Origin of the sequence: Oceanobacillus sojae (assembly GCF_007991515.1) — a bacterium.
GTDB lineage: Bacteria > Bacillota > Bacilli > Bacillales > Amphibacillaceae > Oceanobacillus > Oceanobacillus sojae.
This window is the reverse complement of sequence record NZ_BJYM01000019.1, coordinates 17,128-43,073: the sequence shown is the minus strand read 5'-3', so window position 1 is coordinate 43,073 and position 25,946 is coordinate 17,128. Positions and strand designations below refer to the sequence as shown.

At 37.7% G+C, this 25,946-nt stretch carries 25 protein-coding genes; 6 read left to right on the top strand and 19 right to left on the bottom strand.

Annotation, left to right across the window (positions count from 1 at the left end; genetic code table 11):
• Window positions 1-177: 177 nt before the first annotated feature.
• From OSO01_RS19105 to OSO01_RS19090, 4 genes are all read right to left on the bottom strand, one after another.
• On the bottom strand, window positions 178-1,725 hold the full coding sequence (locus OSO01_RS19105) for a multicopper oxidase family protein (protein ID WP_147212083.1): 1,548 nt from the start codon (window positions 1,723-1,725) through the stop codon (window positions 178-180).
• Window positions 1,726-1,917: 192 nt separating this feature from the next.
• The gene (locus tag OSO01_RS19100; RefSeq protein ID WP_147212082.1) at window positions 1,918-2,322 is read right to left on the bottom strand and encodes a hypothetical protein; all 405 of its coding nucleotides are present in this window, start codon (window positions 2,320-2,322) and stop codon (window positions 1,918-1,920) included.
• A 1-nt stretch (window position 2,323) separates the two neighbouring features.
• A complete protein-coding gene (locus OSO01_RS19095) occupies window positions 2,324-3,628 on the bottom strand; it encodes a Y-family DNA polymerase (protein ID WP_198048585.1) in 1,305 nt (434 codons plus the stop codon).
• Between the two features lie 223 nt (window positions 3,629-3,851).
• Window positions 3,852-4,820, bottom strand: a complete 969-nt coding sequence (locus tag OSO01_RS19090) for a quinone oxidoreductase family protein (protein ID WP_147212081.1) — start codon at window positions 4,818-4,820, stop codon at window positions 3,852-3,854.
• Between the two features lie 118 nt (window positions 4,821-4,938).
• Here OSO01_RS19090 and OSO01_RS19085 point away from each other — a divergent pair, with 118 nt between their 5' ends.
• On the top strand, window positions 4,939-5,538 hold the full coding sequence (locus OSO01_RS19085) for a TetR family transcriptional regulator (protein WP_147212080.1): 600 nt from the start codon (window positions 4,939-4,941) through the stop codon (window positions 5,536-5,538).
• Window positions 5,539-5,707: 169 nt separating this feature from the next.
• Here OSO01_RS19085 and OSO01_RS19080 read toward each other — a convergent pair whose 3' ends face one another.
• Both OSO01_RS19080 and OSO01_RS19075 read right to left on the bottom strand, forming a co-directional pair.
• Window positions 5,708-6,424, bottom strand: coding sequence for a dihydropteridine reductase (locus tag OSO01_RS19080; protein ID WP_147212079.1), 717 nt, complete (start codon window positions 6,422-6,424; stop codon window positions 5,708-5,710).
• Between the two features lie 369 nt (window positions 6,425-6,793).
• Window positions 6,794-7,540, bottom strand: coding sequence for a metallophosphoesterase family protein (locus tag OSO01_RS19075; RefSeq protein WP_147212078.1), 747 nt, complete (start codon window positions 7,538-7,540; stop codon window positions 6,794-6,796).
• A 434-nt stretch (window positions 7,541-7,974) separates the two neighbouring features.
• On the opposite strand from OSO01_RS19075, the gene OSO01_RS19070 reads away from it, so the two are divergent.
• The 3 genes from OSO01_RS19070 to OSO01_RS19060 all read left to right on the top strand — a co-directional run bounded on the left by OSO01_RS19070 (window position 7,975) and on the right by OSO01_RS19060 (window position 11,871).
• Window positions 7,975-9,978: a S9 family peptidase gene (locus tag OSO01_RS19070; protein ID WP_147212077.1), complete on the top strand. Its 2,004-nt coding sequence runs from the start codon at window positions 7,975-7,977 to the stop codon at window positions 9,976-9,978.
• 244 nt (window positions 9,979-10,222) lie between these two features.
• Window positions 10,223-10,999: a hypothetical protein gene (locus OSO01_RS19065; RefSeq protein ID WP_147212076.1), complete on the top strand. Its 777-nt coding sequence runs from the start codon at window positions 10,223-10,225 to the stop codon at window positions 10,997-10,999.
• Entirely contained in the window at window positions 10,996-11,871 is an 876-nt protein-coding gene (locus OSO01_RS19060; protein ID WP_147212075.1) for a DUF3307 domain-containing protein, read from the top strand. Before OSO01_RS19065 ends, OSO01_RS19060 begins: the two co-directional genes overlap by 4 nt.
• Before the next feature lie 139 nt (window positions 11,872-12,010).
• Here OSO01_RS19060 and OSO01_RS19055 read toward each other — a convergent pair whose 3' ends face one another.
• The 4 genes from OSO01_RS19055 to OSO01_RS19040 form a co-directional block, all read right to left on the bottom strand.
• Window positions 12,011-12,877, bottom strand: a complete 867-nt coding sequence (locus tag OSO01_RS19055; protein WP_147212074.1) for a GNAT family N-acetyltransferase — start codon at window positions 12,875-12,877, stop codon at window positions 12,011-12,013.
• Window positions 12,878-13,033: 156 nt separating this feature from the next.
• Window positions 13,034-13,471, bottom strand: a complete 438-nt coding sequence (locus OSO01_RS19050) for a carboxymuconolactone decarboxylase family protein (RefSeq protein ID WP_147212073.1) — start codon at window positions 13,469-13,471, stop codon at window positions 13,034-13,036.
• 49 nt (window positions 13,472-13,520) lie between these two features.
• The gene (locus tag OSO01_RS19045; RefSeq protein WP_147212072.1) at window positions 13,521-14,204 is read right to left on the bottom strand and encodes an aspartate/glutamate racemase family protein; all 684 of its coding nucleotides are present in this window, start codon (window positions 14,202-14,204) and stop codon (window positions 13,521-13,523) included.
• Complete coding sequence (locus tag OSO01_RS19040; RefSeq protein WP_147212071.1) at window positions 14,201-14,716, bottom strand: peptide deformylase; 516 nt, start codon at window positions 14,714-14,716, stop codon at window positions 14,201-14,203. Before OSO01_RS19040 ends, OSO01_RS19045 begins: the two co-directional genes overlap by 4 nt.
• 101 nt (window positions 14,717-14,817) lie before the next feature.
• Here OSO01_RS19040 and OSO01_RS19035 point away from each other — a divergent pair, with 101 nt between their 5' ends.
• Window positions 14,818-15,678: a LysR family transcriptional regulator gene (locus tag OSO01_RS19035; RefSeq protein ID WP_147212070.1), complete on the top strand. Its 861-nt coding sequence runs from the start codon at window positions 14,818-14,820 to the stop codon at window positions 15,676-15,678.
• Window positions 15,679-15,811: 133 nt separating this feature from the next.
• Here OSO01_RS19035 and OSO01_RS19030 read toward each other — a convergent pair whose 3' ends face one another.
• The 9 genes from OSO01_RS19030 to OSO01_RS18990 form a co-directional block, all read right to left on the bottom strand.
• Window positions 15,812-16,633 carry a PHP domain-containing protein gene (locus tag OSO01_RS19030; RefSeq protein WP_147212069.1) on the bottom strand — a complete coding sequence of 274 codons (822 nt, stop codon included), beginning with the start codon at window positions 16,631-16,633 and terminating at the stop codon, window positions 15,812-15,814.
• Between the two features lie 15 nt (window positions 16,634-16,648).
• Window positions 16,649-18,502, bottom strand: coding sequence for a PTS beta-glucoside transporter subunit IIBCA (locus tag OSO01_RS19025; RefSeq protein ID WP_147212068.1), 1,854 nt, complete (start codon window positions 18,500-18,502; stop codon window positions 16,649-16,651).
• A gap of 111 nt (window positions 18,503-18,613) precedes the next feature.
• Window positions 18,614-19,450, bottom strand: coding sequence for a BglG family transcription antiterminator LicT (gene licT, locus OSO01_RS19020; protein WP_077602913.1), 837 nt, complete (start codon window positions 19,448-19,450; stop codon window positions 18,614-18,616).
• Between the two features lie 447 nt (window positions 19,451-19,897).
• Window positions 19,898-21,961: a catalase gene (locus tag OSO01_RS19015; RefSeq protein ID WP_147212067.1), complete on the bottom strand. Its 2,064-nt coding sequence runs from the start codon at window positions 21,959-21,961 to the stop codon at window positions 19,898-19,900.
• A 198-nt stretch (window positions 21,962-22,159) separates the two neighbouring features.
• Window positions 22,160-22,564 carry a GNAT family N-acetyltransferase gene (locus tag OSO01_RS19010; RefSeq protein ID WP_147212127.1) on the bottom strand — a complete coding sequence of 135 codons (405 nt, stop codon included), beginning with the start codon at window positions 22,562-22,564 and terminating at the stop codon, window positions 22,160-22,162.
• A gap of 48 nt (window positions 22,565-22,612) precedes the next feature.
• Window positions 22,613-23,092: a metal-dependent hydrolase gene (locus OSO01_RS19005; RefSeq protein ID WP_147212066.1), complete on the bottom strand. Its 480-nt coding sequence runs from the start codon at window positions 23,090-23,092 to the stop codon at window positions 22,613-22,615.
• A gap of 141 nt (window positions 23,093-23,233) precedes the next feature.
• Complete coding sequence (locus OSO01_RS19000; RefSeq protein ID WP_147212065.1) at window positions 23,234-23,596, bottom strand: MmcQ/YjbR family DNA-binding protein; 363 nt, start codon at window positions 23,594-23,596, stop codon at window positions 23,234-23,236.
• A gap of 80 nt (window positions 23,597-23,676) precedes the next feature.
• Window positions 23,677-24,906 (bottom strand): MFS transporter, encoded by a 1,230-nt coding sequence (locus tag OSO01_RS18995; protein ID WP_186813709.1) that lies wholly within the window; start codon window positions 24,904-24,906, stop codon window positions 23,677-23,679.
• Window positions 24,907-24,967: 61 nt separating this feature from the next.
• Window positions 24,968-25,540: a DUF2087 domain-containing protein gene (locus OSO01_RS18990; protein WP_147212063.1), complete on the bottom strand. Its 573-nt coding sequence runs from the start codon at window positions 25,538-25,540 to the stop codon at window positions 24,968-24,970.
• Between the two features lie 190 nt (window positions 25,541-25,730).
• On the opposite strand from OSO01_RS18990, the gene OSO01_RS23455 reads away from it, so the two are divergent.
• A complete protein-coding gene (locus tag OSO01_RS23455; RefSeq protein WP_156985282.1) occupies window positions 25,731-25,895 on the top strand; it encodes a hypothetical protein in 165 nt (54 codons plus the stop codon).
• The last annotated feature ends 51 nt before the right edge of the window (window positions 25,896-25,946 follow it).

Below are 25,946 nucleotides of genomic sequence, written 5' to 3'. Positions count from 1 at the left end.
ATAAGTTCTTCCTGATACACAATAATTTCTCGATAAACGGAAACTTCAATCAATAAAAATCCCTCCCTCTCATTTGGATATGCTTCCTATGAAAACAGTACGCCAGTATTCACTTTATTTAATACCTCAAAAAAAGAGCTGAATCAATTCCAGCTCTTATTCTGTATAAATTCAGCATTACTTTTCGTCATATTCATCTTCATCTACAACCATATAAGGCCGCATCATATCATAATCTTCATGCTCTAAAATATGACAGTGCCACACAAACTCTCCGCTATATGGTGCAAATTTAGCAATTACTCTGGTAATGTTAGCTGCTGGCGCCTCAATAGTATCTTTCCAGCCGCGGTTATTTGCTGCCGGCGATTGAGGCGGTCCTGTAAATATAATTTTTCCATCTATATTATATTGGTCCAGATCGAATGGTTGATGCTCCAACACCTGGAATTGAACCAGATGAATATGAATTGGATGAGAAAAATTTGTTGTATTTGTAAAACCCCATATCTCTGTTGATCCAAGCCGCGGATTTTCTGTAACTGGGTCATGCCAGTGTTTATTGCTTAGAAGTAATAAGGGACGATCAAATTCGTCAGAAGAACCGACTAATTTTAAATAGCGAATGCCCGAAACATCATTCTGTTTTAATGAAGGAATAACAGATAAAGCGGAAGGCAAATGACTGCTATCCTTATTTTTTAATGGCTTCGTAACTCGAAATTGCATAATCTCCCCAGTTTCGTCATCTGGATTAGCATTTGCTCCTAAATCATTTTTTAATATGATGGATTGACCGGCTGCTTTCGAAAAATCAATAATGACATCAATTCGTTCTGCCGGCTGAAAATTGATTTCCTCCATTTCGACTGTACTTCTAAGCAATCCGCCATCAGAACCGATTTGTTGGAATAATGTATTGGAATCAAGCCGTAATCGATAAGACCGTGTATTTGAAGCATTCAAAATCCGGAAGCGGTATTTTCTCGGTTCAACCTCCAAGTAAGGCCATATCTTTCCGTTAACTAATATTTTATCTCCATTGAAGGCAGGCAAAATAGAAGGGTTTGGCAGATTAGCAGCTGCATCATCAGGCTGTGATGGATAAAATAATGAACCATCGTCGTTAAAGCTCCGGTCTGTAATCATAAGCGGAATCTCATAGTCCCCCATCGGCAGGTTTAAAGCTTCCTCCTGTTTATCACGCAAAATGTACATTCCTGCAAGTCCTGCATATACATTTAATCGTGTAATTCCCATCGCATGATCATGATACCAAAGCAGACTTCCGCGCTGATGATTTGGATACGTGAATGTTTTTCTCGAAAAAGTAGGCCCGGTTTCCCGAAAGTTATTTGTATACCACGCTTCCGGATGCCCATCGCTTTCTGGTTTTGTCTCAATACCATGCAGATGCACCACAGTGCGTACAGCAGGCAGTTGATCAAGTCCATGAATTGATACATCAACAGGAAGCAGATGTTTACTTGGCAATTGATTCAGCCATGTTACGTGAACAGGTTCATCCCGATTTGCTTCAATCATCGGTCCAGGAAATTGACCGTTATAACCCCATAAGGTTGTTGGTGGTAAATCCCGATGTACTTTCTTCCTGAATTGCTTCATCGTCATTTCATAATGAGCTCCATACTTCGTTTTTTTATAAGGCTTTAGAAGCCGTATTTCTGGAAGTAGATCAACAAATTTTTCTAGTTTGCGACGCAATTGTATTCACCTCATTTCTTTCCTATGAATAGTAAATGTAACTATATGCAAAAAAGGAAAGGCTGATGTACCTAATAAACTAAATTAATTAGGGTGAATATAACAAAATGATTATCATCTTTCGTTGCCAATATGGAGCTTCTGCAATGATTTCAAGCTAAACAAAAAATATCGGGATATTCTTTTTGTTTATTATCTTCTTTTTCGATACCAATCAAGCATGTTCATCATCTCCACATTTCTTATTTCCTCCAGTGTACAGCTGGTCGCCCGCCCATCTTTTAAAAATAAATAAATCCGATTATCAACATATCCGGATATCTTACATTCTAAATCTTTATAGTAGTTACCATTTCTGATAACATTTGCTTGAATACAAACAGGAGAATCCGTTACAAAGGCCTGATACAACACACCGGCTATTTCTTCTTCGTCCATCTTTTCTTTTGCTTTCACTTCTATCAGCTGATCATCTATTTCTTCTTTTTTCAGTGCTTCGGAATGGTCTGATAGCATCATTCCTAACCATTTCATAATACCTCTGTCTCTATATCCAATTTTTTCAGGTGTGAAGCGCGTTATCGATATTTGCTCCATATCACTCTTCCTTTCCAGATCGGTGACCGCCAAGCAATTTCGCACGGTATCTCGCCATTCCGCCGTCAAGTAAGCTGGAGGCATGCAGCAACGAAGTATAACCATACTTTTCTCTGACAAAATCAATCGTCCTGTCCAGCTCTTCATTTTCTACCGCTTCTTCTGGCGGCTCAAATAAATCCAGCTGCAATAATTGCTTTGGCTGAATTTTTCCAAAGGTGACGTTAACAGTCCTTACAGGTGTGTTTTTTTTATAATACTTATTAAAGATAAGCAGCATATACTCTTTCAATTTTTTTGAGGAATCGGTAGGCTCAATCTTCATCTGATGATTGAATCCACCTTGTGCTACATCTCTGGAGTATCCAATATACAGCTTTACTACACCGGTCATTAGATTGTATTTTCTTAATCTTGCTGCATTCTCGTCTGTCATTTCCCGGATAACGGTTTCCACATCATGTTTAACTGTATAGTCTCTGTTTAATATCTGATTTCTGCTGAATGATGTGCTTTTAGGTTTATAACTATCCGATAACCGTGTCCGGTCGATCCCATGTGCATGGCAAAAAAGCTGTTCTCCAATGACTCCGAACCTTTCCTTTAATTTATCAATACTGTATTGAGACAAATCATAAATATTCCTGATACCTAACCGATTTAAATTTGCTTCTGTTTTCTGGGCGATTCCCCAGAAATCCGCCAACGGTTCAATTTTCCATACTTTATGAGGCACATCCTCGTAACGCCATTCACCAACAAAGCCACGCTTTTCGTCGTGTTTTGCCTGATGATCAAGCGCTAATTTTGCTAAAAGAGGATTATCCCCTATCCCCACTGTCAGCACTAAGCCTAATTCTCTCCATACATCACGCTGGATTTTTTTTGCTATCTCATGCGCACTTCCAAAAAGCTTTCTTGATTTAGTCACATCAAGAAACGACTCATCGATTGAATAAACAAGCAAATCCTCTTTCGTTACATACCGTTTAAAAATACGTAATATTTCTAGGTTCTTCTCCAAATACAATGCCATACGAGGCTCAACAATTTCTATATTTGCGTGAAGCGGGATCTCGTAAATCCTTGTTCCGGTTTTAACCCCGTATTCTTTTTTTACCAGAGGAGACGAGGCTAAAACTAAACCGCCCTGATTATCCGGTTTCGATACAACCGCAATCCGCGCTTTTAAAGGATGCTGCTTGCGTGCAGCAGCTTCTGCGCTTGCAAAAAATGATTTGACATCGATGCACATAATATCCCGGCGCGGTTCATTAGAGTAATCCGCCATCATAATATTTTTCATCATACTCTCTCCTGACACGAATGTATGTTTGTACTTAAAGTATACGAACTTACATTCGTGTAGTCAAGATGAATACGATGAAATAGGCGTGTTAATATATGGAAAAGAAAAATTGTAGGGAGAGTGAATGCTTTTAATTTTTAAAGTAAATATGCCTGTTCGACATAATTAAATGAATACATACGTATCTTTGTTCCTTGTTTCTCCCTTGTTAATATAATCCTTAAGGATGAATTACAATCCTTTTCCCTTGAAAATCGGAACAGTTCCAGACATTTTCAATATCTTGAAGCAAAACACTTTCCATGTCCATATGAAGTTTACCTTCATTTAGCCACTTCCATATCAGATTTGTTCCTTCCTCTATGAATGCAGGAGTTATACCTGCAGCGCCTCCGGAAATTTCAAGACCAGAGGTCCGTAGAGCACTTGCGGGAAGCTTGAGATCTGATCCTGCCTTTTCCCCTATTTGAACAAGGTGCGTTCGATGTCCATTTAAGCTTATTTCTTTTGGTACGATCGATTTTAGGAGTGTTTCTGTTGGAGGCCCCCATAAAAAATCCAAAATAATATCTATCCCTTCATCTACCTCCTTTTTAAAGGATGCAGATAAATTATCTTCAGACTGTTTAAGGTTCAACACTGTATCTGCACCCAATTCCTTGATCCGCTGCAAAGATTCTTCGTTCCGGCCGGTGCCGATGACGCGCCCTGCACCAAGGAGTTTTGCGATTTGAACAGCAAGCTTACCTGCAATCCCGGTAGCGCCGTTTATAAGCACGGTCTCGCCAGGCTTCATCTTCGCTCCCCATTTAAGCGGAAAAAGTGAAGTCAATGCGGCAGGTGGAAGAGCAACTGCTTCTTCGGCGCTGACTCCATCAGGAACCAGGACAATGGATTCTTTAGAAACAACTGCTTTTTCTGCCATGGCGCCATATGGAGATTTTGCACCCGAAAATCCAACCAGTTTTCCATCGGAACGCTCGCCCACACCTCTAAGTCCGACGATAGCCGGTAATTCAGAAAGAAATTGACGGCTCGCAAAATGCTCCCCTCTCGCTATCATCTGATCAACATTTTCAAGAGCTACAGCTTTCACATGGATTAAAACTTCATTTTTACCTGGAGACGGATCTGCGAAATCTTCATAACGTGGCGTTTCTCCAAATTTGTGCAGTACGGCTGCTTTCATGATAAAACCTCCTGTATAAGTTTACTTAACACCGTTAAATTTAACGGTGTTAAGTAAACTTATACTCCTTTTATGATATACTGTCAAGAGCACATACAGCTAAAGAAAGGAGTACACTATGGCACTAAAAAAACAACAAATTATAACAGAAGCTTTAGAGCTGCTTAATAAAAGCGGACTTGAAGGAGTCACGCTAAGAAAGCTGGCAAGCAGATTAAATGTCCAAGCTCCTGCATTATACTGGCATTTTAAAAATAAACATGCTTTGGTGAATGAAATGGCTGAAGCTATTCTGCAGATGGAGTTTCATGATCTGAAAGAGGCAGAAAATGAAGAGCCCTGGCAAGATTGGCTGCTTAATATATTTAATCATTTACGTAAAGCAATGCTCGCATATACTGATGGAGGACGTGTCGTTGCAGGAGCACACCTTTCGTTAACGATGGCTAATTTATCTGAGACTGCAATAAAATCCCTGGTGAATGCGGGAGTAGAGTTGCGCCAATCACGTTTGATTGTTTTAACTGCAACCCGCTTTACTTTCGGCCATGTTATTGAAGAACAAACGAGGATCACTGAACAGGAGATGCAAGAACTTCATATGGAATCATTTAATCAGGAATATCCTACACTGACAGCAGGTATTGAAGAATATTTTTCAGCAGGAAAGACAGTTAATGACCTTTTTAATGATGGTTTGCGAATGATTATTGGTTAGTTGATTTGATTTAAATGCTTACGTTATTTGGAAAAGAGAGTTTTTCTTTTCACACGTCTATCTTCTGTCTAATTACAGAAAAAAGCTGCATTCAGTATTATACTAAACGCAGCTTTTCTATCATTTATGGGTTATCATTTAATGTTGATTAAAAAGAGAATTGTCTTGCTTAAATAGAAACATCAGATGGTAAAAATTCAGCCCGCTGACCTTCATGCTTGTCGAGCATAATCTGTTCCGGCTGGATGCCCTGCTCACGCAAAACCTCAATGTTCTCCGCCAGGAATTCGTCACTGCCGACAACATAAAAGAGCCCAGCCTTGTCTTCAGCAAGATTTTTCACTTCTTCATAATAATCTTTACGATTATCTACGAACTGTGATGTGAATTTCTTGTCAGGTGCGGGTTCAAAAATATTAGTGAATAGGAAATCTCTTGATGAATCAATGTTCAGGGAATGAATTTGATTGACGTTGTCGGCACACTCGAAATAATCCAGTACGAGTGGTCTGAAGGTTGCCAGGCCAACCCCTGCTGACAGCAGATACACATTTCTGTCTTCTCTTTTAAGCGGTACATTCGTATGTGTTTTAAATACAGCAACTTCCTGCCCAACTTCCATCTCTCTTAAAATCGTTTTAAATTCAGAGCACTGCTCTTTGATACGTGTTGTGATACCGATTAAATTTTCATGCGGTAAAGTGGAAATCGACATATGGCGAATCAGACTGCGGTTTGGTTTATCTCCCGCATTAAAACCCTCCAGTGCAAGATGAATATGGGAACCCTCTTCCCATGTATAGTCTTCCGGGCACTCAAGCATATATGTTTTAACCTCAGGGGTTTCATCAATAATCTCATTTATTTTAGTCCAGTATATTTTCATTATATATTCTCCTTCTCCATTATATTTATCGTTACTATCTACTATACAATAAATGATAATAATTCTCAATTAAATGAATTGATTATTTTAGTAAATTTATGCAATTTAAATTTACTAATGATGCGGAGAGTAATTTCAGGTTAGTAAATATCCTGGCAATCCGGTCTTTTGGAAATGTTGACCATATCAATTAATGAAGAAGACAGTATACTATCAGATAAATCCTGCTGATATTAAGAAAATAGCTAATCCATGCGTCTGGGTTTGTGTCAATTTAGTTTTAGTTTTTTTAAAGAATTCTAAGCAGTTATAGGATTCATGCAGGATTGATTAAAAGAAAATAAGTATATTACATTTGTATAAATGTTATTAACTCTTTTCAAGTAATTCAGCCGCCTCCAAAGCTGTCGGGATTTCAATTACATTCTTTTCAGCAAATTCATAACCTTGTGGATCACCACTTGCTATAATTTCTTGAGCAGCCATTTCAACATCGTAGGATGTAAAGCGGAATTCAATTCCTTTTGGGCTAATTAAAATCCAATATGCTCCTGGTTTATCTGCAAACGGCATTCCTACACTGCCTGCATTAAAAATTTGTATGTCACGCAACTTTCTTTCAAATTGCATGTGAGTGTGCCCACAAATGACAATCTTTTGCTGAATGTCAGAAAAAATATTATCGAGCTTTTCCTGCGGGGTAAGCGATGTAAATATTTCTTCATCACTTCTTGGTGTAGCATGACAAAAAAGAATATCGCCCAATCCATCAATAGGAATGGTTACTGTCATTGGTAATTCGGACAGGAAATCCCTTTGAAATTGGGTTAACTGTTCAGCAACCCATTGTGTCCTCTTACGACCCTGTTCTGACATGGCAGAAGGAAGTTTTTTACCGTCAAAAGCCATTACCACCTCTCTATCTCCATTCCCACGTACAAAGTTCAGTTTTTCACCTAAAGGCAAAAGTCGTTCCAAGGTCTGCCCTGGCATTGGTCCAGAAACAATATCTCCTCCAATCACAATAGAATCCGGGTCGAGTTCTTCAATATCATTCAACACAGCATTTAACGCTGGTAAGTTACCATGGATATCATAAATTGCTGCAATAACCATTTTTTAATCCTCCATTCTAGTATATTTATCTCCATAATATATACGAAAAACTCAAGGGAAAGGATATGCGTTATCGAAAATTCTTAGAAAAAGGATTTTATTTTATCTATTTTTTAAATAACTTGAAGTTGTAAAATAATAGGATTATTATAAATATATTGAAACCCTTTTCAAAACGAGGTGATTAATGATACAAAAACTATTTTAGTACAACCGGATTTTTGATTTGCAAAAAACAAATTCCGATAAGCTATAGTTCAAAAATTATATCAGCTTAATAAAAGTCAGAATGGTCCCCAAAATATATCATCTTGAGAAGTTTTAAGCATGGTCACAGGAAATCTACCGAAAATCTTTTACAGCAAACTGAAACCGCAGAGAATTATCAAATCAAAAGTAAAACTATTAAACGATAATCTGAAAGGAGTATACTTATGCCCAATAACCATGCAAATTATTTAACAATAGAAGAAATAATAGCTTTACCAACATTCCAGGATGTTGCCATCAGCGAGGATGGACGGCGTGTAGCTTATGTAAAAAGCACAACGGACTGGGACAATAATACATACCCTCAGCATGTCTGGATTTATGACAAACATACCGATAAAAATTATCCCTTAACAATAGGTGAAAATGAAAGTACGCAGCCTTGCTGGTCACCGGATGGGCAAACCCTTGCTTTTCTCAGCACAGCTGGTGAAGGCGACAAAAAAACAAAGCAGATTTTTATCCAAACTGACGAGGAAACAGCAGCAATACAGATTTCTCATGCCGAACATAATATTGATTATTTTAAATGGGCTCCAGACGGTAAAGGCCTTTTCTTCACCGCAAAGCGCCCTGAACCGGATAAACTGAAAAGCCGCAGTGACATGTACGGAGAATTTTCCTATGTGGATCAAGATTTTCATTATAATGCATTGTACTTTCTGGATCTTGATAAAGGGAAACAACATGCCAAAGTGCTGGACATGCTGCCAAAGGACTTAAGGGAAGCGGCAGATGAAAACGGTGAAGATAACAAAGATAAGGCAATTACACCATTGACGGAATCGCTGGATAGGTATATTTATTATTTTGATATTTCACCAGACAGCCGGAAAATTGTCTTTAGCTCTGCCCCTACTCCCAGATTCACTGACCTGTTAAGCCAGGAAACTTATTTGTTGGACCTGGAAACCAATGAATTTGTAAAATTAGATATCAGCCCTTTACAAGCGGGACCTGTTCTATTTTCCTATGATGGGTCAAAAATTTGCTATAGCCGCCTTACACAGAAAAAAATATACGCAAACGTTATGCTGGAAATCTATGATTTAAAAGTCAAACAAGTCAAACAGCTTCCACTGAACATCGATGAAAATATTTCTCCTGTTCGCTGGACTAAAAATGGTATCCACATTACCTGGCTGGAACGGACCAATTACATGACCGGGCTTATCGCAGAAGATGGCACATTGACACCGCTTTTTGATTCATCTGACATAGTGGTGACTTACCCGGCTATTACGACGGATGGCAAGCATGCTGCATATGTTAAGGCAACTTCACAAGCAGCTGCTGAAGTATATCTTGATAATAAACAGCTGACCAAGCAATATAAGCTTTACGAAGGAAAAACGAAAAGTAAAAAAGAAATTATTTCCTGGAAAACAGAAGATGGATTGGAAATTGAAGGCATATTATCAAAACCGGCTGATTACGATGATTCGAAGACCTATCCGCTTGTACTTGCCGTTCATGGCGGCCCAACAGGCATATCATTAGCAACCCCGACCACAAATAGATATCAGCCAATCGAACAATTTATAGAGAAAGGGTTTGTTGTTCTGGAGCCTAACTACAGGGGCAGCGCCGGCTACGGAGAAGCCTTTCGCTCGGCAAATTTCCGGAAGCTGGGGCTGGGAGACTATCAAGATATTATTTCCGGAGTCGATTTTTTGGTTGACAGCAAGGTAGCAGATCCGGAAAAAGTCGGCATCCTGGGCTGGAGCCAGGGCGGCTATATATCTGCTTTTTGTGCAACATACAGCGACCGGTTTAAAGCCGTTTCGGTCGGAGCCGGTATTTCCAACTGGATGACCTACTATGTCAATACGGATATTACTCATTTTACACGCTACTATTTAGGAGATACGCCATGGAATGACGAAGAAATCTATCGAAAGACCTCGCCTATGACTTATATTAATAATGCTTCAACACCAACCTTGATTCAGCACGGTGAAAAGGATCCCCGGGTTCCTGTTCCAAATGCCTATGAACTATATCGCGGCTTGAAGGATGTCGGTGTAGAAACAGAGCTGGTCATCTTCAAAGACATGCTGCATGGTTCAGACAAGCCGGGCATCCACCGCGCTATTCTTAAACAAAATCTGGATTGGTTTGCGCATCATATTTTAGATGAAGAGCCGGATGGAGATCGGGTATATTAGTTTTTTCATTCAGTATAAAAAAAGCACTTTGAAATAGAATTAAATAAAAGCGGGTGATGATGCAAAATATAATGTATTATCACCCGCTTTTTTCAACTGTAAATAAAAAAATCTCTTTATTTCTACTATATTAGTCTAAATCATCTAATCTCAATAAAGTTTGACTATTTCATCTAATTTTTGTTATATTCGATTATATAATCAAACTTATTACTACATTCGATAAGGAAGGAGCTGTTTCTTCATGGCAAATGAAGTCTCTATCTTCATTATGGATATAAGTAATTCATCAAAAGAAAATATCGGAAATGAATTAAGCGAATACCTGGAGCAATTAAAAAACTACATTACCGAATGGACAGAGAATACAGCTGTCACAAAGGTCAGCCACCGCGCTGGTGATGAATTGGTGGTTGTAAGCAGCGGTTATGCTTCGGCTTATACACTTGCTTTCTATCTAAGCCGTATTTGGCGGTTTCCCGATCATAAGCCCTATTTCGGGTTATCATTTGGTGATATTCAAGAGGATATCAGCGAAATAAACATAGAAACCTGGATTCACCCCTTAATGAAACAAGCTAGAAATGCCAATAATCATTTAAAAAAACAGACGAACAGATTACTGTTTCACTTTGAATTACCTCCTTTATCAGAGGGACAGAGCTTTACTGTTTTCAGTCAGCAGTTCGAAGCCTTAATAAATACCAGTTTAACTTTAAAGCAGGAGCAAATAAATGAACAAACCGAAATACAGTCTCTCGTCTGTTCTTTATATGCCATACTCGGTCAACAGAATAAAGTAAGTGAATATCTTGGAAGAACAACAGCTACGATATCCCATCATATGAAACAAGGAAAAACGCATCTTATTTTGAATGCTTTTTATAACATTGTAAAGGTGCTGGATTCATTAGGTGTACAAGATTGGCAGGCTCAGACGGATAAACTGCAGGAAAATATCAGACAAAATATAAGGACGCATCTAAATGATTATTTTCCTGAAGAAAGGAGTTTGTCATGACTATATTATTGCTGTTACTTGCGCATCTGATTGCTGATTTTTGGCTGCAAACGGATCAGATGGTGCAAAATAAAATAAAACATTTGAAAAAACACTTACTTCATCACCTGGTGACAACAGGCATTGCGCTGGCGATAATATGGGGATACCAATATGAATTTCAACATATAATCTACTATTTTATCCTGCCCTTTGCCTTTATTATCCTCACGCATCTTGTGATTGATTTGTTAAAAATAAAATTAGTAGATTCTATTCCAAAAAGTCCGACGGATAATATAAAAAGACTTGGATATTTTCTATCAGATCAAGTCTTGCATATCATCATGATACTCATAGCTTGTATCCTTTTCTTTCATATGACAGCTGCAAAAATGACGGCGGAGCTCTTTGATTTGTTGCATGGGGCAAGCAGTTTAAATCCATTCCATACCGTATTATTTATGATTATCATTTATATTTTAGCCACAAGCGTCAGCGGGCATATTGTAAAATTTATCATCGGCTCCCTGCCCTCTGAATTTGCTAATTTTGAAGGCGAGCTGACATTAAAAAATCAAATCGCTGCCGGAAAGGAAAAAATTCACGCGGGAGCAGATAATCGTTTCACAGAGGAATATCATTATTTTACCTACTCTACCCCGCTTCGTTCGCACGGAAAACTTATCGGCTATCTGGAAAGATTACTAGTGATTATATTAACAGCGGTTGGTGCGTATCCGTCAATTGCTTTTATTATTGCAGCCAAATCCATTGCGCGGTTCAAACAGTTAGATGACCGGAACTGGGCAGAGTATTTCCTGCTAGGTACGTTGTCTTCTATTTTCTTAGGGTTGGTGCTTGGCCTTGTTGTACAGGGGGTTCTTATGTAAAACCCAAAATCTTTGGAAATGAACAAAGCCCTTACGTTTAAGTTATACCTTGAACATAGGGGCTTTTTATTATGATATATACCATACCCTTAACCTGCTCCCTTCATTATTGCAGGTATAAAGGGTGTCCAATCTGGCTCTATTTTAAACGATGAAATGATTTTGTTTGAGCGAATTGTTCAAAACCGATAGACTTGTAAAGCTCACATGCATCTGGGGAGGTACAAACAACAACCGCTGTTTTTGCCCCCTTTTCACTCAAAGCATTGAGAGCAAGCTTGCTGACTGAACTCGCTAAACCCATTCTCCTAAATCCCGGATTCGTTCCAACAGGTTCCAGTAACCCCACCTTGTTAACTTCATCATACCAAATTAAACAAGATGCGATGAACTCACCATTTGGAGATTCTATTACCCAATCAAGCGAAGGATCATAAGGATAGGTATTCATAACGTTCAAGTAACTTTCTTCTGTGACTCTGGTTTTATCAAATGCAGCCCTATGCACTGCCACACGATTTGTTAAATCCTCAGAACCCTTGATATGGCGACCCTTAAATTTATCTGGTAATTGAACAGGAAAGGAACAACTATCCAATGAAATTTTTGTAAGGACTTCTGGATTTTCTGCTAATGGGGTGAATAAAGAATCTTCTAAGGCAGAAATAAGATGCGATTCCGTTTCCAGGACAAGCACTTTTTGCTCATTGGTTTTAGTTATTTTATTAAACCAGTCAATAACATCCCTGGCCACTTCAGGAAAATCAGGATGAACTTGACATATTAACTCACCAGGTTTTTGAATCCATCCCCAAGCAACGGGATTCCCATCCAATTCCCAAATTGCAGTATCCCAATCATCCTCGCGCCCAGCATGTCGGTAGCGTTGCCAAGCCAGATCGCCTATATGGTAATTAGGTTCCAGTGGCCATATAGCTTGTGTGAGTTTCTGCATCCGTTTTAAATCATTTGAATCCTTGTAAGTTCGAATGACAGGTTTACTCATTTATCTAACCTCCTCGAGAATTATTTTTCTACCCTAGCATTTATTATGAAATCTATATCAGCATTTATAAATTGAAATAATAACTAGGAAACAAAGTTTCCATGCAAAGAAATATTAACAATTTACTACTCACCAAATTATCCAATGCTATCTTAATCACTCTGCCATCGCCCCTGTTGCAATAGAAAGCCGGTTCCAGCTATTAATTTGATTAATCAACACAATTAAGTCCAGGTATTCCTTCTCCGTATAATGTATTCGAACACGATCAAATAAATCTTCCGATACATCATTTTTTGAAATCAGCGTAATTTGTTCCACTAACTCTAAAGCAACCTTTTCTTTTTCAGAATAAAAAGTACAATCCCTCCAGGCACTGACACAATATAATCGCTGTTCTGTTTCCCCTATCTTCCGGGCTTCTATTGTATGCATATTCAAACAAAATGCACAGCCATTTATTTGTGATACCCGGATTTTAATTAGCTCCTGGAGTTTACGGTCAATGTTACTTTTTCTCGTGTACTTTTCAATCTCCCTCATCATCCCCACTGCCTCAGGTGCGAGCTCAAAAAAGTTCATCCGCTGTGTCATATATAGTCCCTCCAAGTTATTTTTTATTTCCTGCAATCAACAATTTTCTTCACTCTACACTATAATCTAGTGTTTTTTGAACATGTAAAGAAACTGTATCCAAAAGCGGTATATCACAATCATCACTCGACAAAAGTAATGGTAATTCTGTACAACCAAGTATAACAGCATCCACATCATAATTATTAATTATTTCAATAAAACGGCTTTTCGTCTGGTTGGAAAAATGCTGTATAACCAACTCATCAAAAATAAAGGAATTGATTTCGTTTTGATGCTGTTCATTCGGCGTAATGACTTCCGGCCCATATTGTTTAAATATGTCTTGATAAAAGGTAGATTGCATGGTGTATTTAATGCCCGTTAAAAGCAATTTGGCATATTTTTTCTCCATTGCTTTTAAAGCTGTTGATTCAACAATGCTGATCATAGGCACATTAACAAGTTGTTCTATTTCTTTAAATACAGAGTGAGGAGAATTGGCAGCCATTATCACTACCTCAGCCCCGGCTCGTTCCAACCCATTTATTTTCCGGAAGATATAATCTATGTACTCTTCTTTTCGATGCTCGTTCTCTAAGTCTGTGAAATACTGAAAATCCAGACTATGAATCAGAATTTCGGGATAATAATAATCCTGATACTTTTCATAATATAAATCTGTCAGCCTCTTATAGTAATGAATTGTTGATGCAGCACTTATACCGCCGATTATCCCAATCTTCTTTTTCATTGGCCCTCCTCCTTATCTATATTGCTTCTTTGGGAACGCAGAGCAAAGGATTGATTATCAACAGCTTTTGAAGTTGCCAGGATACCGTCTAAGTGGTCATATTCATGCTGAAGCAGCTCTGATAAATCATCTGTCAGCTCCATACTCTGTTTCTTCCAATCGATATCCCGATAATGAATCGTACACGCCTTATATCTTTGTACTTTGACAAGCAGATCCGGAAAGCTCATGCAATCATCCCACACCTCCATTTTTTCATGATTGGTAATCACTAATTCCGGATTGATAAATACAAACGGTTTGTCAATATACATGTAAATCATTCTTTTAAAAACTCCGATTTGAGGTGCCGCAATGGCACGCCCTGCATCATATTTTGATTTGAAATCCAACAATGTATCGTGAAGATCCTGGACAGCAGGCAACAATTCATCCATTTCCTCTTCTGCCACCAAAGAGCTGATTTCATGTAATTTCGGATTTCCCAATAATAGAATTTCTTTTACTGCCATGCTTCTCCCTCCTTTGTTTATATTATAAAAGCAAGATAGTATAATAGACAAAACGAATAATTAAATAGTTACTATTGACTTTTTCGATAGGAGGAAGAAAAATGCATTATGAGCAAATAAGGACCTTCTTAACAGTCGTTGAATTAAAAAACTTCACCAAAACAGCAGAGCAGTCCACAGTGACAGCACGTATTCAGCAGACAGAAGCATTCTATGGACAAAAGTTATTAGTGAGACATAAAGGTAATATCGAACTGACTGCCATTGGTTATAAACTGCTGCCTCTGCTGCAGCGTCAAATGGATTTATGGGAACAGACGAAAAAGATTGCTGAAGAGGAGTTAGAGGAAAGCTTTCAAATCACAATTTCTGCTGCTTATTCACTTTGGAGAAAAATGAATACGAAAATCATCAAAGAATTACATCAAGTGCATCAGCCGGCACACATCCATTTGCGAACAGATCATTCCTCTTTTGTCATTCAGCATGTTTTAGATGGATCAACAGACTTTGGTATTGTTTATAATAAGCCGATGCGCAAGGAAATCTCTTCCATACTGATTCAACAAGATACCTTTCATTTGTATAAGCATAAGGATTTGAACATAAGTAAGCCCGCAGGATTCCAAGAATTAGCTAATCAGACTTGGATTTATCTGAACTGGGGGCGTTCGTTTCAATCATGGATGGAAAATGAGAACGAGCAAAGAGCCAAACCTAGGATGGAAGTGGGACATAGTGATTTAGCCATTCAATTTATTATTGATTTAAAAGGGATTGGATTTTTGTCTGATACGGAAGTGAATCAATCTGATTATGCAGATTGTCTGGAGCAAATAGAATTCAAAAGTAAAGTTTCTATTCCTTCTCAATCCATATTCCTCCTATTTAAAGAAAGCAGAAGGAATGAGTCAGCTATGAAGGCAACCATTGATATATTTCAACATCATAAACAAGCTTGAGATTTGTTTTGGTCAAAAGCTTAAATAAAACAACTCAAATGTCTATGTGAAGATACATCCCGAACGTTTAAAAAAGGACAGCACGCACCCAATTAAATCAGAGTACATGCTGCCTTTTTTTCACTTAAATCTTCTATTTACCAGCATTACGCTTCAATTCTATGAACTGCTCTTCCGTCAAGCCATTATTACCAAACTGAAGCAATTCTGGATCGTGAAAATCACTTCCACCGCTTCGATACAAATTGAATTTGGAAGCAAATTCTTCTGTCAATTTATAATCAATTGCTTTCATTTTTGAATGATTAATTTCTATTCCCTGCAACCCAAAATTCACATACTTTTCAATTTCGTCATAATTATCGTATACACAAGGATGAGCCAGCACTGCAATACCACCATCTTTTTGAATAGCTTCAATGCCTTTTTTAACATCTATATATTCCATTTTCATATCTGTTTCAATAGAGGTTTTGGAAGCAAATAACTGTTTATATTTTTCAGGATTCATATCATCCGAATATTTTTCCTTTAAAGCCTGGTAAAGATGCATTTTAAAAACAATATTATATTTAGAATACTTTTTGGCATCTGCATAGGTGATATAGTAATTTTTCTGCTTCAACTCTTCGATGAGTTCTTTATGATAATTATCGCGTGCCTGTAAGGTTTTTGTACACAATTTTTCAATATGATCTGTTTTTTCAATCCATAAGCCGAGCACATGTACTTTTTTATATACATCAAAATCATAGCAGCTCATTTCCACACCGCGAATCGCCTCTATGCCTAATTCCTCAGAATATTGCTTAACCTCTGCCCAATGATCGACTGTATCATGGTCAGTGATAGCAAGTGCTTTTATATTTTTTTCTTTCGCTCTATCTAAAACATCCTTTATTTCACATACTCCATCACTATGGTTGGTATGAACATGTAAATCTGCATAAATCATTTAACTCTTCCCCTTTCAAATTATTGCTAATAAATCATCTGCCGCTTTGACATTCTTTTTATTTACAGGAACAACATCTAAATAATCATCGCTATTTGTAATAATGACAATCGTTGTTGTTTCATATCCAGCCTTCACTATTTGGTCTATATCGAATTCTATAAGTAAGTCCCCTTTTTTAATAACCTGTCCTTTTTCAACAGATGAATGGAAATACTTTCCTTCCAATGAAACGGTGTCGATTCCTATATGAACCAGTATCTCTACGCCATCATCCGTGGTTAAGCCAACGGCATGGCCGCTGCTGAATGCTGCACTTACTACACCATCACAAGGGGCATATAATTTCCCGTTTTCCGGTTTAATTGCAATGCCTTTTCCCATAATGCCACTGGAAAAAGTCTCATCATTAACATTTTCCAATGGAATCAATTCACCATCTAAAGGACTTTTTAATTTGGTATGTTTTTTAGCAGCTTCATCATTTTTAACCATATTTGATTCTTGGGACTTTTCTTCAACCGGATCATCAAATCCGATAACAAATGTTGCTATAAAGGTTACAACTGCTGATATAATCAGTGTAAAAATAGCCAGCAGAATATTGTTTTCCTCTTCTGAAATCCACATAGGTAAACTTAAAAGACCTGGAGTAACATAAATAAAAGCTTTGAGTTTCATGATACCTGCAAACAACCCTGCTGCTGCACCACCGATCATACATGCATACATAGGCTTTTTCAATTTTAGGTTAACCCCATATAAAGCAGGCTCTGTAATTCCACCTAAGAAAGCCGCCATACTTGAAGAAAACGCCAAAGATTTCAATTGAGTATTTTTACTTTTAATGGATACGGCAAGGGAAGCAGAAGCCTGAGCCATATTGGAACAAAGGGCAACAACACGAATAATTGGGTCGAATCCTCTGGTCGCTACAAGATCAATACTAATTGGACTTAATGCCTTATGAATACCGATAGACACTAACCAAGGATATACCATTGCCAATAATGGAATAGCAATAAAGCCGCCATGATTATAAACAAACATGCTTCCTTGGGCAATTAAAGAAGAAATGAAATCGCCGACCGGACCGACAATAATTAGTGCTAAAGGTACGCTGATTAAAGCTACCAGCAACGGTTCTGCGAATACTTTAATCATCTCAGGCACTATTTTTTTAACAAATCGTTCTACATAAGACATAATCCATACAGCAAGCAGGGCCGGAACCAATGTTGCTGAATATTTAACTAAGGAAACACCAATACCTAAAAATGTAACAGGATCTCCTTCTGACACTAAAGCCATCCAATCAGGATGCACCATCACCAGACCAAGAAACGCACCTAAGTACTGGTTGGCCCCAAAAATTTTAGCCGCAGAAAAACCGATAAATGCGGGCATGAAGTAGAACCCTGTATCAAACATTAAGTTTAAGACAATATACGTATCCGATTCTGTTGTTAACCAGCCAAGCATCGTTAGTACAAGCAATAATACTTTTCCCATACCGCAGCCGGCAAGTAACGGAATTATCGGCGCTATCGATCCAGTAATTGTGCCGATAACTTTATCAAAAACGGACCTATCATCATTTTTCTTGCCATTGTCGCCCGAACCGATACCGATTACTTTTGCTAAATCATTATAGACACGATCCACATTATTTCCAATGACTAATTGGTATTGTCCTCCTTTTTTAACCAGGGACAATACTTCTTTTATGGATTTAATTTCTTCATCATCCGCTTTGGAATCGTCCTTCAAAGTAAACCGTAAACGGGTAGCACAATGAACGACATTATTTATATTGTTCTTTCCCCCTACTGCCTTTATAATTTGATTTACTAATTTTTCATTTTTCATGCTTTCTCCTCCATTTTTAAATGTATTAATGAAGGTTTAGCCAACTTAATGTCACCATCCTCTGCCAGAGCTATCGTTCATCAATCACCGCCTTAAAGGTTATTATTGAAGCTATTGCTTTATTATTTTTGCTATATGAATGGTTAGATACAATAGTTCGTCATTATCCAGAATATAATCATATTTTTGTTCCACATATTCTTTTATCTTCAAGGAACATAGATAAGGCTGCACATATTTTTCTTTAATAATTTCTAATAAATCATTATCCAGCGGATTTTCTTTTTTATTATTTTGTAAAAAAATACGGTGACCAAAAAACTTTAAATGTGTAACAAAACGATGATATGCAAGCGATTCCACGTCAAATTCGATGGAAAAATAATATTTAACGATATGGGTAATCTGTTGAATAAAGTTTGTTATTTGATAGGAATTATGCACCTCTCCATCTAATTCAGCACTGACAATATGGACAGCAATAAAACCCGCTTCATCCTCCAGCATCGAAATGCCCGTTTCGTTTTTTATCAGCATCACAGCCTCTTGTCCAATTTCAAACTCCTTTTGATAAAAATGTTTGATCTCCCATTGTAATTTATTTTTCAAGGGGATCCCTTCATGATATCTTTGAATACTCGTATAAATATGATCCGTTAAAGATATATAAATACTGTCATTTAAAGGAGTTTCAAGCTTTTCCTTCGCGATATTAATAATCTGTTCGGATAAATCAATGTATTTTACCGGAATCTCATCTATCATCTCAATTATTCGGCTGTGAATTGTCTGAGAGTCAGCGGAAAACGTTTTATAAACTTTATCCTGATCGATGGAATCACCATTCTTTTTGTTATAAGCAATCCCTTTTCCCATTACAATAATCTCTTTATTATTACTATCTCTTGTAATAACAGCACTATTGTTAAGGATTTTTCTTATTTTCATTTCATTGGCCTCCTTACCTGCACTATATTGTATTAATTTACATTTTTGTATCTTTATTGATGTCAGAATATAAAAAAACCTATTTACAAATAAAGATATTTGTAAATAGGTTTTGTGTAGCTCAGAAGCATGCTATAACAATCCTAATCGTTACTATCATATAGAAATTATATTTAAATTATTTCGTTTTTTTGTATAAAGATTTGATTATAAAAAGCGCTCTCTATGTCACCTAGTATACCATGGGCAGCTTTGATGTCAAGCGCTTACGAGAATCAACTGAACCTTTTGAAAACGAATCACCGATTACTTGGTAGAGTAAATAAAAAAAGAAGACCCCTAAACAAGTAAACTTCGCTTTAATTAACAGGCCCCCTTATTCAGACAGAAGATATTGATTTTTTATCTCATCTTCAACATTTATAAAGATAGAAAGGAAAGATGTACTTATTTCCCTTTAATCCCATTCACATTATAAAGAAAACTTGGGCGCTCCCAAAAGCGCTGCTTCGCCATTGCATCAATAAATTTCTGGCCAAACTGAGAATCTGTATCCATCACAACGCCCGGCATCCCTTCAATTCCCATTTCCTTCAATAAGTGAGCACTCTCTTCCCTCGCACCTATTGGCTTGAAGTGATTGTACATATTCATAATAAAGGTACGGGCCTGATGATGGAAATAGTCATCCACTCCAGTTCCACCAACCAGGTAGGCACCCTCATAGCTTAAAGGTGACCCTGTCAGGAAGTTTTGGTCGACATCATACGTCATTCCTTCACTGCTCTTTACTTCACCCAGGTTGTTGCTTACAGTCACTACATGTATTCCTTCTTTTCTCCACTGCTTCAAAAGTGCGTCCACTTCCTTTCCAGGAAAGCCTTCCGCCAGAAACACAGCTACTTTTAGCGTTTTCGCCACGAATTTCGTATTCATCAAGCTTACAGCTGGTGATGATTTCGTAACCTTGGATTCTTCTACATCCGGTACAGTAACCCCGACTTTTATCGCAACCTTTTCGGCGAGTTCTTTACTGACCCTCGCCAAGCGGTCAACCATCTGCTGACGTACAGGTACATGAAGACATCTTCCAAGTTCAAAGCTGTAAGCACCGATAATATGCTCCCGCTCCACCGGCGTCATGCTGTTCCAGAAAAGCCTCGCCTGTGAGTAGTGATCCTTGAAGAAATCTGCTGTTTTACGCAGCTTCAATCCTTCTACCGTCGAAGGATAGGTTACAAAACCTCCCTTTTCCGGCGGTACTTCAGCTGGTGTATTATCTGCCAATATGTTTTTGTGATAAGAAACTTTCCCGCGGTCAATCACATAACGTGAAGCACCATCCCGCTGATTGTTAAAAACAGGACACACCGGCTTATTGATCGGAAGCTGCTGGTAATTCGCTCCAACCCGTGCCTGTTGCGTATCCGTGTACGAGAATAAACGTCCTTGCAGTAGCGGATCATTAGAGTAATCAATTCCCCGGACAATATTCCCTGGATGAAATGCACTCTGCTCTGTTTCCGAAAAGGCATTATCAACCGTTTTATTTAACGTTATTTTCCCTATCTTCTGAAGCGGAACTTCCTCTTCTGGCCAGAACTTCGTCGGGTCTAAAATATCAAAATCAAACATAAATTCCTGATCTTCCGGAATAATCTGTATCGCAAGCTCGTATTCTGGATGATTTCCCATTTTGATATTTGTCCAAAGATCTCTGCGGTGAAAATCAGCATCCTCACCCAGCTTTTGTGCCTCGTCCCAAATTAATGGATGAACCCCCAGCATTGGCTTGATATGAAACTTCACAAAATGAGCGACCCCTTCTTTGTTAACTAGACGAAATGTATGGACACCGAATCCTTCCATAGTACGGAAATTCTTAGGAATTGCACGATCAGACATAATCCACATAGCCATATGGGTTGTCTCCGGGTTGCTTCCCATAAAATCCCAAAACGTGTCATGCGCCGTTTGGCCTTGCGGATATTCGTTATCTGGCTCCGGTTTAACAGAATGAATCAAATCAGGGAATTTAATTGCATCTTGAATGAAAAAGATAGGAAAATTGATAGCAACTATATCAAAATTTCCGTCATCTGTATAGAATTTAATAGAAAATCCGCGCACATCCCGAACGGTTTCATTACAGCCCCGTGAACCAATTACTTGTGAAAACCGCACAAATAACGGTGTTTTTTTAGAAGGATCCTGCAGGAAATCAGCCATCGATACATCACTCATAGATTCATACAGTTCAAATTCACCATAAGCGCCCGTCCCCCGTGCATGAACAACCCTTTCTGGAATCCTTTCCCTATCAAAATGTGCTATCTTTTCTCTGGCAAGAAAATCTTCAAGCAAAGTCGGTCCGCGGTCGCCGGCGGTCAATGAATTTTCATCATCCGCTATCTTTTTTCCTTCATTGGAAATCATCTCTTGATTACGTGTCTCTCTTATATGGGATTCCAGCTGTTTTTCCTTTTTGTTTAGATCTTTCTTTTCTTTCATACAGATTCATCTCCTAACAATGGTAATAGTCTCTATTTTTAACCAAGAAATGAAAAGTATGCACTAGGAATAGTTTTCTGTATAAAGATAGAATGCCTTTATTGTATGTATCGTTAACTTCTATTTTATTTTGATTATTGTATTCAGTTAAAGAAGCCACCTGTTCAGTACAGACGGCTTCTTTAACTGATTTGGGAACTATACATATTTCTCCATAATAACGTAGGACTCGCCATTTTTCACAAAGCTTGAGCATGTCCGGACAAGACCAAACCTTTGATAAAAACTCTCCTTGTTTTTTCTGGCATTACACCAAATTCTCTTTATATCGTATGTTTTTGCTTCCTCCAATACTGCCTCTAGCAATCTACTTCCATATCCTTTTCCTTGTTCTGATTTCAGCGTCGCAAATTTTCTAAATTGAGCTTCGTCTTTATCTACAAACAGTGAAACAACAGAAATCAGCATATTTTCTTTAAAAAGGCCAAAATGAATACCTGCATCATCATCTTTTAATTTTATGTAATCAAAATCCTCATTTGGCCACATCACCTCATGTCTTAGCATCCAAGCTTTCTCTTTCTTTATTTTAGTAATTTGAATTTCCATGTTCCCCTCCTCTTTGCCATGGTTCTTAGCAAGAATCTACTTCTAAAAAATCCCGATCATACGGTTCGCATAGTAGAGCGTAACCACAGTCAGCAGCAATAAGATAATATTTTCTGCCTTTCCGCCGGTTCTCGCAGTAATTGGAAAACGAACCGTTATCCTAGCAGGATATAATAGCTTAATTCCCTGTTTGGTACTGGCATCTAATAATAAATGTGTGGCCATACCAATCAAGAGGCCCACGGTAATGGAGGTGTTACTGACTACTTCCGATAAAATAAGTGCCACTAAAGCTAGAAATAATAAACTGTGTGTAAACGTCCGATGTCCAAAGATTGTATTGATAATTTTCGAAATCGCCGGAAACCTCCGCCCGATTTTGCTGCCGCTATGGCAAATATCCGGAAGTAATCCACCGGCAGCTCCTGCTGCAATGAACCATTCGGGCTGGTAGGCATCCGTTATTGCCACAATAGCTGTCGTTACAGTGATGCCGGCCATGATATGTGTTTTCCCTGTCATGCTCTTTTTCTCCTTTATTTGTAAATTACATTCTATTATCATAACACCTCTACAAGAAAAAGAACATACGTTTCTTTCATTTCATTTCTGTTATTTAAAAATGCAGCAAACATTGATTGTCTGCTGCATCAAAATATTTTACTATTTTGTTAAATGATAGCTCGTATCCAAAAGCTGAAAGATTTCATCCTTTGAAAGAGTACCGTCTAATACAATACTTATCCAATGCTCTTTATTCATATGATAAGCTGGTAAGATTCCGCTATCTTCTCTTAGTATAGATGCTAATCCAGGGTCGCATTTGACATTTAAAACTTCAACAGCCTCTTCTCCTTCTATATTCAACTTCTCTTTATCAACATCCATCAGCAATCCAAACCATTTATTATTTTTCTTGTGCCGAAGCACAGCGTATTTTGGGAATTTAGCCCATGGATAATCTGGATCTATATCGTATTTTCTTTTCGCATAATTTAAAACCGCTTCTCTGCTCAACGAAATCACCTTAATCTAATTTAGAATAAATGAAAAGATTACTTTTACCTATTTTACCAGCAAAGACAGGCTTGTTAAAAGTGATTCCATTATTTGATATCTAATCTTTTTAATTTTCGTATGGAAGTACGAAAGTTTACACTTCTAAACACCAGCATGAAGGCTAACGCAAATGCAATATACGTCACGCCAACGAGAAAAGAAGTTTGCAGGGGAGGCAGCCACTCCGTTAAAAACCCTGCGCCGATCATGGCAATGCCCATGGAACTATTCTGAAACATGGATAAAGTACCGAATAAAAATCCCCGTTTAGAAGCAGGCAATATCTTCATCAAAACAGTATCAAAGCAAATATTGCTTATCCCGCCTACAAAAGTTATTAAAATGGCAAGCGCTAAAGCTTGTATAAAAAAGAATGATTGACTAAGTAATATGTGACCTGCCCCTTCCAGTAAAATCATCACAACACCTATCGCAATATATTTTCTGCGTATCCATTTAACTATGGTTGAACTTAAGACAAAACCTATACCCAGAGCTGAATAGATTAAACCAACGCCTAAATCTCCTTTATCAAAAACCTCCAATGCAATTAAATTAAATATGACATTATCCACACCATTTGCAAGCGGCATAAGCAGCATAACCATTAAAAATACCCGTAATAAAGCAACTCTTACAATAAGAAACCTGCTTTTTTTTAACGAAGATTCTGCCACTTCCATTTTTGAGCTCTTAGCCGTATTACTTTTTGTCAAACGCCATATTAAAATTGCTGCTAACATAAGAAATGCCGCATGGAAGATAAATAAAACATGCATATTGGATATAAAAGCGATTATACCTCCAAGCAGTGAGCCAAAAACAAGTGTTATCCCTACAATATTTTGTTCCAAACCATTCACAGAAACTAAATTTCTTTTTTCGACGATATCGGGAATAATCGAAAATCGAACCGGATTATATATTGCCTGCCCGCTTGCAATAATAAATGTACTAAGATACAACAAGCCCAGTTCTTCTGTCATCGTTGCCCAGATTGGAAGTAATGCGAACGGAGCTCTTAAAAGGTCTGTCCAAAACAACAGCTTCGCCTTATAAAAACGGTCGGCCAGGTATCCACTAATGGGGGCGAATATAATTGTTGGCAAAACAAGCAAAGCCATCAGTAACCCTAAAGCAGCTCCGGACTCCGTTAATAGATAAAGCAGCGCAAAGGAACCAACTTGAGCGAACCGTCCCCCAATACCATTTAATACGGAACTCCAAAATATAATTTGATATTTTGGTTCCTTTTTCAATATTTGAAAATTATACAAACTATCCCCCCCTAACAAAATAGACACTCATCTAATTAGATATTCGAAAAATATGACCTGATTATACAGGCCACATTTCAACCGGATTAAGTTCATAAATACCATCTTGGCGATACATAAAATGAGCCATTACAAATTCACGTCTAATTGTAGCGAAATCCTGATGATATTGCTGTATATGCTCATTTATTTCTTTTTCTTTATACGTTTTTCCATGTTCCAGGCCACGTAACATATATTCTAAGAGAATCAGCTTCTTCTTTCTTTGTGCAGGCAACGCCTTTAATTTTCCATTACCATCAATGAAGTTTCGAATGACCTTCGCTTTTTCTCCCTCTGTTATATCAAATTTTTCGAACATTTCATTATCTCCTATCCGAGTAATCTCTAGTGCCATTCGTTCAAGCTTATCTTTGTTTAAATAAAAATAAATTGTGTTCTTATCCCGCCGTTGATAAACAATATCAATCTGTTTTAATTTTGTTAAATGATGCGAAATTGTTGGCGGCTTTAATCCTAGCTTTCCCGCAATTGCTTGACCATGAAGAGGCCCTTCTTTTAATAAGCTAATAATGCGGATTCGAGTTTTGTCTCCAATTGTTTTGTGAAAGTTTACGATTCGATCTAATTGCATTATAATCCCTCCCAAGCTAATTAGATTATAATCTAATTAGATATATATGAAAAGCCCTTTTTTAAAATAATGTTTTGAAAACTGCTTTAGAGGCTAGGAAAAATGGTGAATAAACTGGATAGATCAAACGAGTAAGGAGCTTTAGCTGACTAATCTGTCAGTCTTTTGGTGATGATGAAGGCAATCCATTATGTGTTTAAATATACCTGTAGTGCGGCAGCCGGAAGCTTTTTTGACAAATGTTGCAGCACTATTAGATGACGACGGGAAAATCAATAACAATGAAACGGTACAATTTCTCCAACTCTTTGTGGATACCTTTGTCCAACTAATAACGACATGTAAAGCAAATTAGACTGGACATAGCCTTGCTAACTATGAAATGATATTTGTAATAACTGATATT

What these genes read in the sequence shown, in the direction of transcription:
- OSO01_RS19100 (WP_147212082.1), bottom strand. Translation starts at nt 2,322, where the DNA reads ATGGAGCAAATATCGATAACGCGCTTCACACCTGAAAAAATTGGATAT.
- OSO01_RS19095 (WP_198048585.1), bottom strand. Translation starts at nt 3,628, where the DNA reads ATGAAAAATATTATGATGGCGGATTACTCTAATGAACCGCGCCGGGAT.
- OSO01_RS19090 (WP_147212081.1), bottom strand. Translation starts at nt 4,820, where the DNA reads ATGAAAGCAGCCGTACTGCACAAATTTGGAGAAACGCCACGTTATGAA.
- OSO01_RS19085 (WP_147212080.1), top strand. Translation starts at nt 4,939, where the DNA reads ATGGCACTAAAAAAACAACAAATTATAACAGAAGCTTTAGAGCTGCTT.
- OSO01_RS19080 (WP_147212079.1), bottom strand. Translation starts at nt 6,424, where the DNA reads ATGAAAATATACTGGACTAAAATAAATGAGATTATTGATGAAACCCCT.
- OSO01_RS19075 (WP_147212078.1), bottom strand. Translation starts at nt 7,540, where the DNA reads ATGGTTATTGCAGCAATTTATGATATCCATGGTAACTTACCAGCGTTA.
- OSO01_RS19070 (WP_147212077.1), top strand. Translation starts at nt 7,975, where the DNA reads ATGCCCAATAACCATGCAAATTATTTAACAATAGAAGAAATAATAGCT.
- OSO01_RS19065 (WP_147212076.1), top strand. Translation starts at nt 10,223, where the DNA reads ATGGCAAATGAAGTCTCTATCTTCATTATGGATATAAGTAATTCATCA.
- OSO01_RS19060 (WP_147212075.1), top strand. Translation starts at nt 10,996, where the DNA reads ATGACTATATTATTGCTGTTACTTGCGCATCTGATTGCTGATTTTTGG.
- OSO01_RS19055 (WP_147212074.1), bottom strand. Translation starts at nt 12,877, where the DNA reads ATGAGTAAACCTGTCATTCGAACTTACAAGGATTCAAATGATTTAAAA.
- OSO01_RS19050 (WP_147212073.1), bottom strand. Translation starts at nt 13,471, where the DNA reads ATGACACAGCGGATGAACTTTTTTGAGCTCGCACCTGAGGCAGTGGGG.
- OSO01_RS19045 (WP_147212072.1), bottom strand. Translation starts at nt 14,204, where the DNA reads ATGAAAAAGAAGATTGGGATAATCGGCGGTATAAGTGCTGCATCAACA.
- OSO01_RS19040 (WP_147212071.1), bottom strand. Translation starts at nt 14,716, where the DNA reads ATGGCAGTAAAAGAAATTCTATTATTGGGAAATCCGAAATTACATGAA.
- OSO01_RS19035 (WP_147212070.1), top strand. Translation starts at nt 14,818, where the DNA reads ATGCATTATGAGCAAATAAGGACCTTCTTAACAGTCGTTGAATTAAAA.
- OSO01_RS19030 (WP_147212069.1), bottom strand. Translation starts at nt 16,633, where the DNA reads ATGATTTATGCAGATTTACATGTTCATACCAACCATAGTGATGGAGTA.
- OSO01_RS19025 (WP_147212068.1), bottom strand. Translation starts at nt 18,502, where the DNA reads ATGAAAAATGAAAAATTAGTAAATCAAATTATAAAGGCAGTAGGGGGA.
- licT (WP_077602913.1), bottom strand. Translation starts at nt 19,450, where the DNA reads ATGAAAATAAGAAAAATCCTTAACAATAGTGCTGTTATTACAAGAGAT.
- OSO01_RS19015 (WP_147212067.1), bottom strand. Translation starts at nt 21,961, where the DNA reads ATGAAAGAAAAGAAAGATCTAAACAAAAAGGAAAAACAGCTGGAATCC.
- OSO01_RS19005 (WP_147212066.1), bottom strand. Translation starts at nt 23,092, where the DNA reads ATGACAGGGAAAACACATATCATGGCCGGCATCACTGTAACGACAGCT.
- OSO01_RS18990 (WP_147212063.1), bottom strand. Translation starts at nt 25,540, where the DNA reads ATGCAATTAGATCGAATCGTAAACTTTCACAAAACAATTGGAGACAAA.
- OSO01_RS23455 (WP_156985282.1), top strand. Translation starts at nt 25,731, where the DNA reads ATGTGTTTAAATATACCTGTAGTGCGGCAGCCGGAAGCTTTTTTGACA.